The following is a 15,442-nucleotide window of genomic DNA, read 5'->3' on the forward strand; positions in this document are numbered from 1 at the left end:
CGTTGACGCTTCGATGCTTGTGCTCGTAGCGATCGAGGGGAAAAGGAGGAGAGGATGAAGAGTCGGGCGGCGGTGCTTTACGGGGAAGGTCAGGAGTTCAAGCTGGAAGAGGTAGAGGTGGACGCCCCCAAGGAGGGCGAGGTCCTGGTCCACCTCGCGGCCACGGGGCTTTGCCACTCGGACTACCATCTGGTTACCGGGGAGTTGGGGCCCCTATACTTCCCGATGGTCGGCGGGCACGAGGGAGCGGGCGTCGTCGAGAAGGTCGGGCCGGGAGTCACGAGGTTCAAGCCCGGGGACCACGTCCTCCTGACCTTCATCCCGTCCTGCGGCTACTGCCGCTGGTGTTCGATGGGCCTGGGGTTCCTCTGCGACCGCGGAGCGAACATCTTGCTCGGTCCCCAGCTCGACGGGACGTTCCGCATGCACACCGAGGGCGGCGAGGACGCCGGCCAGTTCTGCTGCATCTCGACGTTCAGCGAGTACACCGTCGTCCCCGAGGCCTCCATCATCCCCCTCGCCGGGGACATAGACCTGACGAAGGTCTGCATCGTCGGCTGCGGAGTACCGACCGGGTTCGGTTCGGCGATAAACAGTGCGGACGTGCAGCCCGGGGAGACGGTGGTCGTCTTCGGGATCGGCGGCGTCGGGATCAACGCGGTGCAGGGCGCGGCCGTCAAGGGGGCGGCCAAGGTCGTCGCCGTGGACCCGGTGGACTTCAAGCTGGAGACCGCGGAGGAGCTGGGCGCCACCCACACCGTCAACCCCAACGAGCGGGACCCGGTCGAAGCCGTGATCGAGCTGACCAACGGCGTCGGGGCGGACAAGGCCATCGTCACCATAGACAACGTCCTGCCCGCACACGTGGGGCAGGCCTTCAAGGCCATCCGCAAGGGCGGACGCGCCGTGGTCACGGGGGTCGCCAACGTCAAGCACCAGCACATAGACGTCTCGCCCTTCGAGCTGACCATGTTGCGCAAGCAGGTCGTGGGCGCGCTCTACGGCGACTCTCCCGTGCACGCCGACCTGCCACGCTACCTTGAGGAGTACAGGGCCGGCAAGCTCAAGGTGGACGAGCTCATCACCAGGACCTACTCTCACGACGAGATCAACCAGGCTTTCCAGGACATGCTCGACGGGAAGAACATCCGCGGCGTGATCGTCTACGACTGGGCGAAGTAGTTATCAACCTATCTTAGGCTCTGCGCCGACTCCACGAGCGGAGGCGGCGCAGGGCCGTCGGCGGGTGCGCTACCGTCAGCGGGCGTCCGAAAGTCTTGACACCGCAAACCTTTGCCTGGCGACGCAAAGCCGGCATGGGACGCGTCCCGGTTACGTAGCGTATGGTGAGAACGGGGGCACGAAGTGAAGGCCATCAGCATCGATCGGTTCGGCGGCCCGGAGGTGCTCGAGGAGCGCGAGGTCGGAGACCCGGAGCCTGGACCCGGGGAGCTCTTGTTGGATGTGAGCGCCTGCGGAGTCTGCTACCACGACGTGCTGAGCCGCCAGGGCGCGATGCGCGGGGGGGTGGCGCTGCCGCGCATACCCGGGCACGAGATAGCCGGGGTCGTGGCGGAGGTCGGGCCGTCGGTGGAAGGCTTCTCCGTGGGCGACCGGGTGGCGACGACGCAGCGACGGTACGTCTGCGGCATCTGCGAGCTCTGCCGCAGCGGGCGCGAGACCCTGTGCCCATCTCGACAGTTTCTCGGGCACGAGTGCGACGGTGGCTACGCGGAACGGGTGGTGGTCTCCGCCGGCACCTCGGCGCGAGTTCCCGAAGGAGTCCGCGACGCCGAGGCCGCGGTCGCCGCCTGCGCTATAGGTACCGCCCTCAACGCCCTGCGCGACACCGGGAAGGCCCAGATCGGCGAGACGGTGCTCGTCACGGGATCGGGCGGCGGGCTCGGCGTCCACGTCGTCCAGCTTGCCTCGCGGGCGGGCGTGAGGGTGATAGCTACCTCCACCTCGCCGGAGAAGGCCGACCGTATAAAGGAGCTCGGGGCTGACACGGTAGTCGTCGACCCGGACGGGGAGTTCGCCGAAGGGGTGATGGAGTACACCGGTGGCCGAGGGGTCGACCTCGTGATCGACAACGTCGGCGGCAAGGTATTTCATCAGACGCGCCGCAGCCTCGCCCCGGGCGGGCGCTGGGTAATGGTCGGGGAGTTGTCCAGCGACGTCGTGCAGCTCAACCTCGCCCAGCTCTTCCTGCGAGGCCTCTCCCTTCACAGCGCCGTGAGCACGAGCCGGGCCCAACTCGTCGATACCCTGGATCTCATCGCCTCGGGCAAGGTTCGCCCGATAGTCACCGAGGCCCCGATGTCGCGGGCGGCGGAGATCCACGCCGAGCTGGAAGGCGGCGCCGTCTTCGGGCGTATCGCCCTAACTACGGGTTAGGTGCATCAGGAGGACGCGTCCATGTGTGAGTAATACGTGCGCAGACGGGCCACGCGCAGAGCTCCTCTAACCCTGCACGTGGCCCCGCAGTTCTGGTCCGCAACGCGCGTCTTGTGACCCGGGATCAAGCTCGCGACCGGCTCGTCGGTTCCCTCTCCAGCTCCTCGCCTATGCTCCGGTAGCCTGTGTTGGACCGGACGTGGATCTCCTCGTATGGAACCTGCGTCCCGCGCTCGCGTTCCTCGCGAGCGCGGGTCCCGCTGAGGACGGTGCCCAGGTAGCACCCTAAGAAGCCGAGAGGCATGGAGACGAGCCCCGGACCCGCGAGGGGGAAGAGCGCGTTTTCGCCCATCGCAGTGGGGCCGACCAGCGTCAGGCCCACGGAGGCGACGAGGCCGGTGAGCATCCCGACGATGGCGCCGGTGGTGTTGAACCGCTTCCAGTACAGCGTCAGCAGGATGACCGGGACGTTCGCGCTCGCGGCGATGACCAGGGGCACGGCGACGAGGATGGCTATGTTGACGTTCTGCACGGCCAGGGAGAGGACGATGGAGAGGACGGAGACGACCACCGCCATGATGCGAGCGGCGTTCAACTGCTCCCCGTCGCTCGCCTCGCCGTTGCGGATCACGTTGTTGTAGAAGTCGTGGGCGAAGGCGCCGGAGGCCGCTATGACGAGACCGGCGACCACGGCGAGGATGGTTGCGAACGTGACGGCCGCGACGAACGCCAGCAAGAAGGGGCCGCCCAAGACCTCGGCGAGCAGCGGAACCGCGAGGTTCCCCCCCTCGCTCGCCTCGGCGGCGAGGGTCTGCTGGCCGACCAGGAGCGCTGCCCCGTAGCCGATGATCGGCATCGCAGCGAGGACCAGCGCGATGACCCAGATGGAGACAGCGATGGAGGCCCGGGCCGCCTTCGCATCGGGGACGGTGAAGAAGCGGATCAGGATGTGCGGAAGACCCGACGCACCGAACATGTAGGCCAGAGCGACGGAGACCCAGCTCAGGCCCTCAAGCCCGTGCGGCGGCGTGAACGCGCCGCCCCCCAACTGCGCGCCTGCCTCGTCGAGGACGGCGAGCGGGTTGAAGCTGAACCGGGCCAGCACGAGCACCAACAGTACGAAGATCGCTACTATAAGCAGCACCGCCTTGACGACCTGGATGTACGTGGTCGCCAGCATACCGCCCGCCGTGATGTAGACCGCCATCAGGATCCCGATGATGATGACGGCCACGGCGTAGTCGACGCCGGTCAAGAGCTCGATAACGGCGCCCGCGCCGACGAGCTGGGCGATCATGTAAGGGATGCATATTGCTATCGTGCTGATCGCCGCCGCGGAGCGCACCCCTTTGGCGTTGAAGCGGCTCGTGAGCGCATCTGCCAGGGTGTACTTGCCGAGGTTCCTCAACGGCTCGGCGACGAGCAGGAGCATGACGAGGAAGGCGGCCAGGCCGCCGGCCGCTATGTAGAAACCGGTAAAGGAACCTAGAGCCGTGAGGCCGCCGATACCCAATATCGTGGCGGCGGACATGAAGTCGCCGGCGAGGGCGAGGCCGTTCTGCCAGCCCTTGATCTCCCCTCCGGCCACGTAGTGGTGGTCGGTGTCCTTGCTCCTCCTCGACGCCCAGGCGGTAATGCCTAAAGTTATTGCGATGATCACCACGAACGTGGCGATGGTTATGGTATCGGCGCTCACGAGATCCTCCTCCTCTCAGGCGCCTCCCGGCGCGCTTCCTCCACGAGCCTGTCCCACTTCTTCGCCCGCGCCGTGTACAGGTGCAGGAGCACCAAAACCACCACGAACTGCGCGAAGCCGAAGACGGTAGCCCAGGTCACCGCCCCGAAGGCCCGCCCATCCAGCACCGTGGTGAGCCCGCCCAGAGCGGTCCATGCCGTAAAGAACACGAAGAAGAACAGCATCGCGGGGACGATAAACGCCTTCTTTGCCTTCACCAACTCCGCGAAGGCCGAGGTCCGCTCCACTTGCTCCCACCCGCCGCTTCTTGGCCGAGGGCCGGATTGCTCCGCCGACGGCTCGTTCACACCCAACTTGTCTTCTCTCTCCACAAGTTCTCCTTTGCTGGAACGTTCAGTGGGGTCGCAAGCGGCACCGTTCGTGGTGCCATGAAATGCACTTAAGCTGCAAACCCGACAACACCCTGCCGGCTTCGGCCACGCAAAGCCCGAGGGTACGGTCGGAGTGCCGAGGACCCGAAGACGGTCGAGGCCACTCATCCGCGCTCACGAACGCCTCCTGGCTCTCGGCAAGGCCACGATGGTCGCGACACCGACGGCCGCGAGGCCTGTGGCGGCAAGCTTCGCCATGAGACGCCGGTCTACCGTCGAACCCCGACGACCGTGGTAAACCGCGTTGGCGGCGTCGCGGAGGAAATAGCGCGCCGTGCGGCGCAGGCGGAGACGACTGCGGTGCGGGTGGAGCTCTTCCTCGACGTCCCGGGTGTAGACGGGGGGGTCTAGCTCCAGGCCGTAGCGGGGGCTGTCGGGATACCGCCGCTCGATCCGGCGCCTCTCCCGCTCGATGTCCGCTATCATCTCCGACCGGTCGGGCAGCCCCACGTCGCCCTTCGCGAGCGCCGCTACCAGATCCGCCTGCACGTCCATTATGCGGATGTTGGCGCCGCCGCTGACGTTGTGGAACCCGACAAAGTAGAGGCCCGGCCATCCTGGCGCGGCGACGCGCTTGTAGAGGTCCAATCTGCGTCCGGTGACCGGCACCATCTCCTCGGACAGGAACGGCAGATCTATCTCGTAACCCGTCGCCGCGATGACCGTGTCGAACCTCTCGACCGTCCCGTCCGAGAAGTGGACCTCGTTCCCGTCCGCGTCGTCCGCGCCCGCCGTCTTGACGGCGATCCGCCGCCACGCGATGTGCCCCATAATGGTCGGGTGGCTTGCGGGGTGGGTACGCTTCTTGGGCCTGACGAAGCCCCAATCCTCCACCCGTCCGTGCGCGACGTAGGTGAGGAGTTCGCGGAACCGGCGTTCGACCGCCCACGGCACGCCGGGCTTGCTGATCTTCGCTATCGTCCTCTGGATGGGGACGCCGAACAGCATACGCGGCATGATCAGAACCGGCGACCGCGCGGTCATGGTGGTGGAGGCGGTGACTGTGCAGATGTCGGCCGCGATGTCCAGGGCGCTGTTCCCCGTGCCGACCACGAGCACCCGCTTGTCGCGGAACGGCTCGGGCGTCCGGTAGTCGTGGGAATGGAGGTACTCGCCCCCGAACTTCTTCGCGAAGGGCGGGTGGCTGGGGACCCCCTGGTGCCCGGTGGCGATGACGACGCCGTCGAAGCTCTCCTCGGTCCCGTCCGCCAGCCGTATCCGCCACTCGTTCCCGGGAGCGGTCGTAGGCTGCTCGACGGACGCGACCTTCGCGTTGAACCGGATGTGGCGCCTGATGTCGAAGTGGTCGGCGTAGGCTTCCAGGTAGGCATGGACCTGAAAATGCGTGGGGTTGAAAGGGTAATCCTCCGGGAAGGGGAAGTCGTGAAACTGGGTGGCGCGGGGCTCCGAGTTGATGCGGAGCGATAGATAAGCCGGGCTCCGGGCGTTGTCGTTCTCGTACACCCACAGCCCGCCCACCTGCGAGCCCATCTCGAACACCGTCACGGCGAAGCCGCGCTCCAGGAGGTGCTTGGCCGCACACAGGCCCGCTGCCCCCGCCCCGATCACGGCCATCCGCTCGACATCAGTCACATCGCTCACCCCTTGAGTCTCTCCCGACGTCTCCTGCCTGAGCATGCCTCTCGCGCTCCTTCTCGTGGACGGCGCTTGGCGGGCGCCTCCACGGTGCGTCGCCCCCCGCCCCGGGCCGGTCCATGAAGCTGCCACCGATCTTCTTCGGAGGATCTCGTGGGACGCCTACAACATCACCAGGCCGCCGCTTATGAGGATGCACTCGCCGGTTATGTAATCCGCATCGTCGGAGGCGAGGAAGGCGACCGTACCGGCCACGTCCTCGGGGACCCCGGCCCTCCCTAGCGGGACTTGCTTGATGCGCTGCGCTTTGGGTTCCCCCTTCCGTAGCCCTTTCATCTGGGCCAGCACGGCATCCTGCTTGTCCCAGAGATCCGTATCGACGATCCCCGGACCGACGGAGTTGACCCGGATTCCGTATGGTGCGAGGGCCAGGGCGAAGGACTTGGTCAGGCTGATCACCGCTGCTTTCGTCGCGCAATAGGGCGCGTAGAGCGGGCTGGCCTCCCTCCCCGCGATCGATGCCATGTTGATGATCGTGCCGCGTCCCCGTTCCCTCATGGCGTTCGCCGCAGCCTGCATGCCGAAGAACACGCCGCGCGCGTTGATGTCTACGATCCGATCCCATTCCTCCGGCGTAACGTCGAAGACTTCCTTTAGAAGCTGAATACCGGCGTTGTTGACCATGATCTCGAGCGGGGCGTCGAACTCCTGCTCGGCCATCGCGGTGACTTCTTTGATCTGGGCCGGGTCTGCAACGTCGACCTGTGTCGCGCGGGCCTCCCGGCCGATCTTACGGACGGCCGACGCCGTTTCTTCGGCGAGCTCCGGGTCGATGTCCGTGGCCAGGACGTCGGCGCCCTCCTCGGCCAGCCTGAGCGCGATGGCGCGGCCGATCCCTCTACCCGCCCCGGTGACCAGGGCTACCCTATTCTCCAAACGCATTGTCTTCGCCCTTTCTCTGAGCTTGGCGTCCGCTCCGGGCGAACCGGGGCGGGCGGCAGAACGGCATGGGGGATCACTTCTTCAGCGCACCGTCCCTTGCGGTAGATCTTTGGGCAGTCAGGGCGAATCCTTCGTAGCCCTTGGCCGCCACCTCGTCGCATATCTGTATGTAGGTCGGCAAACCACCGGCATATGGCATGAAGACCCGGGGCTTGCCGGGGATGTTCCCCCCGAGAAACCAGGAGCTCTGGGCCATGGGAAGAAGCGTGCGCCCGGCCGCCTCGTTGACGCGCTCGACCCACGCATCCTCCGCATCGACGTTCGCCTCGATGCGCTCGAAACCGCCCTCTCTCATGTACTCGATGCAATCCGAGACCCACTCGACGTGATGCTCGATGGACGTGGGCACGTTGGTGAGGATGGAAGGACTGCCGGGGCCGACGATGGTAAACATGTTCGGGAAACCGGCGATCTGGAGCCCCAGGTACGTGCGCGGGCCGGCCTCCCACTTCTCTTTGAGAGATCTGCCGCCCTTGCCGCGAATGTCCATCCTGAGGTAAGCACCCGTCAGGGCGTCGTAGCCGGTGGCGAACACGAGGACGTCCAGCTCGTACTCCGCGTCCGTCGTGCGGATACCCTTGGGGGTGATCTCTTGGATCGGCGAGCTCTTGACGTCCACCAGGGAGACGTTGTCCCGGTTGTACGTCTCGAAGTAGTCGGTGTCGATCGGCGGCCGCTTCGTCGCGTAGGGATGGTCGTACGGGGTCAGGGTTTCGGCGACGGTCGGGTCCTCGACGATCTCGCGGATCTTGGAGCGGATAAACTCGGACGCCGTATCGTTTGCTTCCTTGTTGATGATCAGGTCGCTAAACGTGCTCCTGAACCGCAAGCTGCCCCGTTCCCAGGCGGCTTCGTACATGGCCTGACGCTCGTCCTGTGAAACCTCGAGGGCCGACTTCTTGCCAACGTCCCAGGGGTGGCCGGCGGGCGTCTTGCGCTGCTTCTGACGGATCTCGTCGTAGTTCGCCTTGACCTGCTCCTGAAACGCCGGGTCCATCGGAGCGTTCCGCGCGGGAACGCTGTAGTTCGGGGTCCGCTGAAAGACGGTGAGGTGGCCTGCTTCCTCCGCGATCTTCGGGATAATCTGGATCCCGGTCGAGCCCGTGCCCACCACTCCGACCCTCTTGCCGGCGAAGTCGACGCCCTCTTGCGGCCATTCCCCGGTGTGGCACCATTCGCCTTCGAAGGTATCGAGGCCCTTGATGTCCGGTACGTTCGCGGCGGAGAGACCACCCACCGCGGTTATGAGGAACTGCGCGAAGAAGCGTTCGCCGCCGTCCGTTCGGATCTCCCACCGGTTCCCGTCCTCGTCGAAGATCGCCGACGTCACGCGCGTCCCGAGCTGGATGTCCCGGCGCAGGTCGAACTTGTCCGCCGCGTAGTTGAGGTAGCGCAAGATCTCGGGCTGGGCCGCGTACTTCTCGGTCCACTCCCATTCCTGCTGCAGCTCCTCGGAGAACGAGTACGAGTAGTAGTAGCTCTCGGAGTCGCAACGCGCCCCCGGGTAGCGGTTCCAGTGCCACGTCCCGCCGACGCCGCTCGCCGCCTCGAGGACTCGCGCCGAGAGCCCGAGCCCGTCGCGCAGGCGGTGGAGCATGTACATCCCCGCGAACCCGGCTCCGATGATGATCACGTCGAACTCGCCCATCGAGCCGGCACCTGTTTTTGGGAGGTTCTGCTGCAAGCCGGTCATGCCTTCCTCCTCGTGTTTGCGGTCCAGATCATGCTCCCTCCGTGCCGACGTCTCGCCGGAACCGAGCGCTCAAGCGCCGGAACATCCTCGGGTGCGGCGAGTCCCGCGGCCCTTGTCGGGCGGCTCTCTACGGTTGCCGCGAACGGTCGGCGCGTCGCACCGAACGGCCCCACGAGGCCCTGCATAAAGGAAGAGCCCTGGCTACTCCTGATGGGAGACAAAATCTCGTATGCTCCTCGGCGGGCCCGAGCTACAGGGACGCCTTTGCGGCGAACGCCTGACGCATCCGTGCCGCCGCATCCTCGATGGCCTGCTTGCCTTTGTCCATCACCCCGCACAAAGTGACGAAGCCGTGGATCTGGCCCTCGTAGCGTTTGACCGCGACGTCGTTGCCGGCCTCCAGCAAGAGCTTCGCGTAAGCCTCCCCCTCGTCTCGCAGAGGGTCGAACTCCGCGGTGACCACGAACGCGGACGGCAGACCGCTCGCGTCCTCCATGAGCAGCGGGGAGGCGCGCACGTCGCGCCCGAGGTCTTCGCTCTCCAGGTAGTGCCCCCAGAACCACTTCATCGACTCGGTAGTGAGGTAGTAATCGGTCCCGTTCGACCGGTACGAAGCCGTCTCGAAGTCCATGTTCGTCACGGGGTAGAAGAGCACCTGAAAGCTTAAATTCGGCGCACCTTCGTCCCGGGCCATGGTCGTGACCACGGTCGCCAGGTTGGCGCCGGAACTGTCCCCGCCCACCGCGATCCGCCGGGGATCCACGCCGAGCTCGGCGGCGTTTTCGGAGACCCACCGCGTGGCGGCGTAGCAGTCGGTCACGGCCGCCGGGAACTTGTGCTCCGGCGCGAGCCGGTAATCGACGGAGACCACCACCGCCCCTGCGCGGTTGGTCAACATCGTGCACATCGCGTCGACCATCTCCAGGTCGCCGACCACCCAACCGCCCCCATGAAAGTACACCAGCGCGGGGAACGGACCCGCGCCTTCGGGGTGTAGACCCGGATCGGGATGTCGCCGAGAGGGCCCGCGATCGCGCGATCGGAGATGCCGCCGACCGGCTCCGGCTCCCCCTCAACTCGGTGAGCTTCGCCAGGGCATCCCGTGCCTCTGTCGGGCTCATCTCGCTCAGGGCCGGACCGTTCGCCTCCAGTAACTGCCGGAGGAAGGCACTCGCCTGCTCGTCGAGGGCATGTTCTCACTCCTCAAAATCGCTCGGAAAGGGCCAGCAAGTCACGAAGCGAACCTCGAAAACGCACACGCCGCCTGACTCCTTCCCCTTACAAAACCTGCCATGCTGATTCCCCTATCTGTGCCCATATTAGTACGATAATTTCTATATTGCAACAACTAGGGGCTGCCAGCTTGAAGATTCCTGCTTGACACCGATCCTGATTTTGTTTATGTTGTGAACCTATAATTCATATATAGGCACCGAGGGAAAGGGCTATGCGGGAGCAGGGTCGCAAGACGCCGGTGGTAAGGGGTGTGGACGTGGTACCGGACGTGAGTGCCGGAAGATGCCGGCTTGTCGCACGTGGCGGTTCTCGAAGCCGTCGGCGCTGTTGCCCGCTGGCGCAGTCTCCGGGGGGCGGGTGATCGGGAGGACGCGAAGGGCCGGTAAGTAGGACCCGAAGGTTCGTGCCGGAGTTGCTTTGCAAGCGCTGTCTACGGGGGGAAGGAGAGTCGATGGAGAGAGACGATAGGTCGATCGCGGACGAGCGGTCTTTGACGGAGCGCTCCGCGCCCGTCAGGGAAGGTGTGGGGAGTAGGAGTAGCGACTGGGAGCGGGTGGAGCGGACCTCGGCCTTCGAGGAGTTGGCGCGTAAGAAGAGGGCGTTCATCGTTCCCGTGGTGATCCTCTTTACGGTGTTCTTTCTGGGGTGGCCGGCGTTGGGCGGGTTCACCACGTTGCTCGACGGTCAGGCCATAGGGGCTATGACCTGGGCGTACGTCTACGGCTTTGCCCAGTTGGCGACCACGCTGGTACTCCTCCACCTGTACACGAGGCAGGCCGCCAGATGGGACGGGCTTGCCAGGAGGGCGCGAGAAGAGGCCGCCGAGGGGGGGACGGGCGCATGAGCACCGACGCCACGACGATCGTCGTATTCCTGCTGATAGTCGCGATCACCCTGGGCATCACCGTCTGGGCGTCGAGGCGGAACAAGGACGCGAGCCAGCATTACGTGGCCGGAGGCGAGATCAAGGGCTGGCAGAACGGCCTCGCCCTCACGGGCGACTACCTGTCCGCTGCCACGTTCCTCGGCTACACGGGCCTCATCGCGGTGGCCGGCTTCTCGGCCTTCTACCTGATGATCGGTGCCACGGTCGGGCTCCTTATAATGCTCCTGCTCATCGCGGAGCCGCTTAGAAACCTCGGCCGGTACACCATAGGGGACGCGCTCACGAGCCGCTTCAACGCCAAAGGGGTCCGCGCGGCGGCGGCTCTCACCACGGTAGCCATAAGCATCCCGTATTTGATCACCCAGCTTGTCGGCGCGGGCTCGCTCTTCGAGCTTCTCATGGGCGTCGACTACGCCGTGGCCGTCATCGTCATAGGCGTCCTCATAGCTATCTACATCACCGCGGGCGGCATGGTGGCCGCCACCTGGATCCAGATAGTCAAGGCGGTGCTGCTCATAAGCGCGTTCCTCGTCATAACGCTGCTCGTGCTCTCCAGGTTCGGCTTCAACCCGTTCGCCGTCTTCAACGAGGCTTCGGCCACGCTGGGAGGCGGGGCGCTCACGCCGCCGCACGGGACCCTGGAGGGGTTGGGATGGATGTCCTTCGCCCTGGCCCTGTTCCTTGGCGTGCCGGGGTTGCCGCACGTTCTGATCCGCTTCTTCACCGTCCCCGACGCGCAAGCGGCCCGCAGCTCGCTCGCCGTCATGATCTGGATCTCGGTCCTCGCGATAGCGACGATACCGATCATCGGCTACGGGGCCGCGCTCCTGGTCGGTCAGGACGCTATCGCCGAGGCGGGCGAGGGGGGGAACCTCGCGGTCCCGCTGCTCTCGGAGATTCTCGGTGGGCCCGTCCTCTTCGCCTACGTCTCGGCGATCACCTTCGCGACGATCCTGGCCGTGATGGCCGGGCTGGTGATCGCGGCCTCCGGCGCCTTCGCCCACGACCTGTACAACCAGGTTATACGCAACGGCGAGGCGAGCGAGCGAGAGCAGTTGAGGGCCGGACGTATAGCGGCGGCGCTCATCGTCATATTGTCGCTCCTCCTCTCCCTCGGGCTGCAAAACGTCAACATAGCGATCCTCGTTGCCGTGCCCCTGGTCATCGCCGCGAGCGCCAATACCCCGGTCATATTGCTGCTGCTCTACTGGAAGGGATTTACTACGACCGGAGCAGTCGTCGGCATGCTCACCGGCCTCGTCGCCTCCCTGGGCCTGGTGCTGCTCGGTCCCACCGTCATGGGCGAGAACGCGATCTTCCCCCTCCCGAACCCGGCCCTGGTCTCCGTGCCGCTGGGCTTCCTCGGCTGCTACCTGGGGACCGTGCTCAGCGGCTCCAGGGCGCGCGAGGAGCGCGAACGGGGAAGGCAGGTCTCTTACAACGAGATCCACGTCCGCTACAACACCGGCATCAGCAGCATAGAAGAGGAGCTCGAAGGAGCGAGGGTGAGGGAAGGATCGAGAACCTGATGCCGGACGGAGGAGGGAGCTCATCGGTGCTAAGGACCATATGCCCGCGGCGATAAGCCGGTGCACGGGCGGAGAGAAGTTGGCGAAGGACGTGATCGAGGAGGTGCGCGAGTGTCAGGGGCGGTAGGGATCGTCGGGGTACATCAGGAGCCCTACGGAGAGAACTATTCGGAGTCCACCCTGGAGGAGATGGTCTTCCGGGCGACGCGGCGGTTGCTGGAGGAGGCGGGGGTCGAGCGCGAGGAGTTGAGCAACATCGTGACCGCGTCCTCCGACGTAACGGACGGGCGCGCGATCTCCAACATGGTGATGGCCGGGTCGACGGCCTCGTACTTCAAGGACTCGATCAACCTCTCCAGCGCGAGCGAGCATTCCTTTCTGCTCGCGGCCATGCAGATCATGTCCGGGCTGCGGGACCTGACGCTGGCGATCTCCTGGAGTAAGGTCTCGGAGAGCCCCGTGGACGTCGTGCAGAGGGTTGCCTCCGAGCCATACTTCACGCGCCCGATCGGGATCAACGCGATGACGAGCTACGCCCTGCAGGCCTCCGCGTACGAGCAGGCCTACGGTCCCGACCGGAACCTCATCTCGCGGGTGGTGGTCAAGAACCGCCGGAACGCCCTGGACAACCCCCTCGCCCACCTGCGCGAGGCGCCCACGCTGGAGCAGGTCAACGAGTCTGCGCCCCTCAGTTGGCCGCTGACCGAGTACGACCTGCCCCCCTACTCGGACGGCGTGTGCGTGCTCCTCCTGGCGTCGGAGGAGCGGGCCAGGGTCTTCGACGGGCCGGTAGCGTGGGTCAGGGGGATGGGATGGGCCACCGGCGGCTACTGGATGGGCGAGAGGGACCTCACGAAGCTGCCCAGCCTCGAGGCCGCGGCGAAAAAGGCTTACGCGATGGCCGGCATCGAGGACCCGCTCGAGCAGTTCGATGCGGCGGAGCTCCACGAAGCATCCTCCTACAACGAGATCATGCAGTACGAGGCCTTGGGGTTCGCGGAGTACGGCGCGGGGGAGGAGCTCATCAGCGAGGGGGTGACCCTGCCGGAGGGGAAGCTGCCGGTCAACCGCTCGGGCGGGGCGCTCAGCTCCAACCCGGCCTTCGCTTCGGGGCTCGTGCAGGTCGCCGAGGCCGCGTTGCAGGTCACGGGAAGGGCCGGCGAGCGCCAGGTGGAAGGGGCGAGGAGGGCTCTGGCGACCGCCCAGCAGGGGTTCGCCACCCAGGGTGCGAGCGTCGTCTGCCTGGAAGGCGAGTGAGGAGAGATGCCGTTCCACGAAACCGGAGGGAGCTAGGGTAGTGAGAGAAGTAGCAATAGCCGGCATCGGACAAACAAAGTACTCGGGGCTCACGGACCAGAGCTACCCCGAGCTGGTCCGCGCGGCCACCAAGACCGTGCTCGAAGACGCAGAGACGACGATCGACTCCGTCGACGCGGTCGTCGTCTCCATGGCCCCGGACGCGATCATCGGCGTCTCGCACGGGGAACGCTGGATCGTGGACGCCTGCGGGGCCGCGGGCAAGCCGATGATGCGGGTCCACACGGGAGGGGCGACGGGGATCTCGGCCGTCCAGGTGGCCGCCTACCACGTGGCGTCCGGGATGTACGACACCGTCATGGTCGTCGGCGCAGACCGCGTCGGCGAGAGCGGCGACGCCCAGACCATTCTGAACCGGATCTGGGACCCCTTCTACGAGCGGGCGATGCCGCTAAACACCATAACGATGCTCGCCTTCCAGGCCGTGCGCTTCATGGAGAAGTACGGGATGACCGAGGAGCACATGGCCGCGGTCTCGGTCAAGGACCACAAGAACGGCTGCAAGAACCCCTACGCCCACGTCCAGAAAGAGTTCACCGTCGAGGACGTCTTGGGCTCCCGCATGATCTCCTGGCCCATAAAGCTGTACGATTCGTGCCCCTCCTCCAGCGGGGGTGCCGCGATGATCCTCACGGCCGGGGAGAACGTCGGCAGGTTCCCTCACAAGCCCGCCTACATCCGGGGCCTCGGACACGCCTCCGAGACCTACTGGATGGGCGACAGGATGGGCCCGAAAAAGGAGGTCGACCACGCGGACTCGCCGGCGCTGACGCAGGCGGCCTACGCCGCCTACAAGATGGCTGGCATTCAGGACCACCGGCGGGAGATCCAGGCGTGGGAGCTGTACGCGCCCTTCAGCAACATCGAGCTTCACGCCATCCAGGACGTCGGGTTGTGCGAGCCGGACGAGACGCTGAAACTGCTCGAGGATGGCGCCTTCGACATCGACGGGGATCGACCCGTCAACCCGTCCGGCGGGGTCCTGTGCGCGAACCCGATCTCCGTCACCGCGATGGTGCGCGTCGCGGAGGCGGCGTTGCAGGTGCAGGGCCGGGCGGGGGAGCACCAGATCGACGGGGTCAAAACGGCCCTCGCAACGGGCATCGGCGGCGACCACCAGCACTTCGGTGCCGTGGTCGTGGGAGACGGCCGCTAGCCCGCAAGGGGAGAGAACGGAACAGGAGGAGCTACATGAAGCAGGAGTCACTGACGACGCTCCAGGAGCACTGGGACATCACCTACAACCACGCGCTCGGCGAGACCGGGAGCCACTTCTACAACGCGCTTCGCGACGAGGGCAAGATCCTGGGCCGCAGGTGCCCGGCGTGCGAGAGGGTCCTCCTTCCGCCGCGCCCGTTCTGCGACCGCGACTTCGTGGACACGACGGACTGGGTCGAGGTCGGGACCGAGGGCCGCGTGGAGGCGTTCACCGTCGTGTTCCAGTCCTTCCGCGGGCTCCCGGAAGCCCCGTACTGCATCGCGTACGTCCTGCTCGACGGGGCGGACACCGCCGTCCTGAACTACGTGAGGGGCATCGACTGGACCCCGGGGAACGTCCCCCAGAACATCGGCGTCGGGACCCGGGTCAAGGTGGCCTTCGCGGAGGAGCGCGAGGGCAGGATGACCGATTTCTGGTTCGAAAAGGCCTGAATCCGGAGG

General features: G+C 65.9%; 13 protein-coding genes. 7 read left to right on the forward strand and 6 right to left on the reverse strand.

All coding sequences use genetic code 11. The features are described 5' to 3' along the window. The first annotated feature begins 54 nt into the window (after positions 1 to 54). On the forward strand, positions 55 to 1,182 hold the full coding sequence (locus tag GBA65_RS02055) for an NDMA-dependent alcohol dehydrogenase (RefSeq protein ID WP_166395155.1): 1,128 nt from the start codon (positions 55 to 57) through the stop codon (positions 1,180 to 1,182). Positions 1,183 to 1,365: 183 nt separating this feature from the next. Further along, on the forward strand, positions 1,366 to 2,397 hold the full coding sequence (locus GBA65_RS02060) for a quinone oxidoreductase family protein (protein ID WP_166395156.1): 1,032 nt from the start codon (positions 1,366 to 1,368) through the stop codon (positions 2,395 to 2,397). 124 nt (positions 2,398 to 2,521) lie between these two features. Here the strand turns inward: GBA65_RS02060 and GBA65_RS02065 are convergent, their stop codons facing one another. The 6 genes from GBA65_RS02065 to GBA65_RS02090 form a co-directional block, all read right to left on the reverse strand. Continuing rightward, complete coding sequence (locus GBA65_RS02065; RefSeq protein WP_207956079.1) at positions 2,522 to 4,093, reverse strand: solute symporter family protein; 1,572 nt, start codon at positions 4,091 to 4,093, stop codon at positions 2,522 to 2,524. Further along, positions 4,090 to 4,464, reverse strand: coding sequence for a DUF485 domain-containing protein (locus tag GBA65_RS02070; RefSeq protein WP_166395157.1), 375 nt, complete (start codon positions 4,462 to 4,464; stop codon positions 4,090 to 4,092). Before GBA65_RS02070 ends, GBA65_RS02065 begins: the two co-directional genes overlap by 4 nt. Before the next feature lie 174 nt (positions 4,465 to 4,638). Next, positions 4,639 to 6,126 (reverse strand): flavin-containing monooxygenase, encoded by a 1,488-nt coding sequence (locus GBA65_RS02075; RefSeq protein ID WP_166395158.1) that lies wholly within the window; start codon positions 6,124 to 6,126, stop codon positions 4,639 to 4,641. Positions 6,127 to 6,282: 156 nt separating this feature from the next. Continuing rightward, positions 6,283 to 7,056 carry an SDR family NAD(P)-dependent oxidoreductase gene (locus GBA65_RS02080; protein ID WP_166395159.1) on the reverse strand — a complete coding sequence of 258 codons (774 nt, stop codon included), beginning with the start codon at positions 7,054 to 7,056 and terminating at the stop codon, positions 6,283 to 6,285. A 79-nt stretch (positions 7,057 to 7,135) separates the two neighbouring features. Beyond that, positions 7,136 to 8,815 carry a flavin-containing monooxygenase gene (locus tag GBA65_RS02085; RefSeq protein ID WP_228281618.1) on the reverse strand — a complete coding sequence of 560 codons (1,680 nt, stop codon included), beginning with the start codon at positions 8,813 to 8,815 and terminating at the stop codon, positions 7,136 to 7,138. 250 nt (positions 8,816 to 9,065) lie between these two features. Continuing rightward, complete coding sequence (locus GBA65_RS02090) at positions 9,066 to 9,752, reverse strand: alpha/beta hydrolase (protein WP_207956080.1); 687 nt, start codon at positions 9,750 to 9,752, stop codon at positions 9,066 to 9,068. A 750-nt stretch (positions 9,753 to 10,502) separates the two neighbouring features. Between GBA65_RS02090 and GBA65_RS02095 the strand changes: the two genes are divergently transcribed. The 5 genes from GBA65_RS02095 to GBA65_RS02115 all read left to right on the forward strand — a co-directional run bounded on the left by GBA65_RS02095 (position 10,503) and on the right by GBA65_RS02115 (position 15,433). Beyond that, positions 10,503 to 10,895 (forward strand): DUF485 domain-containing protein, encoded by a 393-nt coding sequence (locus GBA65_RS02095; RefSeq protein WP_166395160.1) that lies wholly within the window; start codon positions 10,503 to 10,505, stop codon positions 10,893 to 10,895. Further along, positions 10,892 to 12,466, forward strand: a complete 1,575-nt coding sequence (locus tag GBA65_RS02100; protein WP_166395161.1) for a solute symporter family protein — start codon at positions 10,892 to 10,894, stop codon at positions 12,464 to 12,466. The genes GBA65_RS02095 and GBA65_RS02100 overlap by 4 nt, the downstream gene beginning before the upstream one ends. A gap of 111 nt (positions 12,467 to 12,577) precedes the next feature. Next, positions 12,578 to 13,723: a thiolase family protein gene (locus GBA65_RS02105; RefSeq protein WP_166395162.1), complete on the forward strand. Its 1,146-nt coding sequence runs from the start codon at positions 12,578 to 12,580 to the stop codon at positions 13,721 to 13,723. A gap of 40 nt (positions 13,724 to 13,763) precedes the next feature. After that, positions 13,764 to 14,939 carry a thiolase family protein gene (locus GBA65_RS02110; RefSeq protein ID WP_166395163.1) on the forward strand — a complete coding sequence of 392 codons (1,176 nt, stop codon included), beginning with the start codon at positions 13,764 to 13,766 and terminating at the stop codon, positions 14,937 to 14,939. 35 nt (positions 14,940 to 14,974) lie between these two features. Then, complete coding sequence (locus GBA65_RS02115) at positions 14,975 to 15,433, forward strand: Zn-ribbon domain-containing OB-fold protein (protein WP_166395164.1); 459 nt, start codon at positions 14,975 to 14,977, stop codon at positions 15,431 to 15,433. Positions 15,434 to 15,442: the final 9 nt, after the last annotated feature.

It is taken from the genome of Rubrobacter marinus (genome assembly GCF_011492965.1).
In the GTDB taxonomy this organism is placed as follows: Bacteria; Actinomycetota; Rubrobacteria; order Rubrobacterales; family Rubrobacteraceae; genus Rubrobacter_F; species Rubrobacter_F marinus.

Bases quoted from the DNA above. Each gene is read 5' to 3' on its own strand.
- GBA65_RS02055 (WP_166395155.1), top strand. From the start codon at position 55: ATGAAGAGTCGGGCGGCGGTGCTTTACGGGGAAGGTCAGGAGTTCAAG.
- GBA65_RS02085 (WP_228281618.1), bottom strand. From the start codon at position 8,815: ATGACCGGCTTGCAGCAGAACCTCCCAAAAACAGGTGCCGGCTCGATG.
- GBA65_RS02095 (WP_166395160.1), top strand. From the start codon at position 10,503: ATGGAGAGAGACGATAGGTCGATCGCGGACGAGCGGTCTTTGACGGAG.
- GBA65_RS02100 (WP_166395161.1), top strand. From the start codon at position 10,892: ATGAGCACCGACGCCACGACGATCGTCGTATTCCTGCTGATAGTCGCG.
- GBA65_RS02115 (WP_166395164.1), top strand. From the start codon at position 14,975: ATGAAGCAGGAGTCACTGACGACGCTCCAGGAGCACTGGGACATCACC.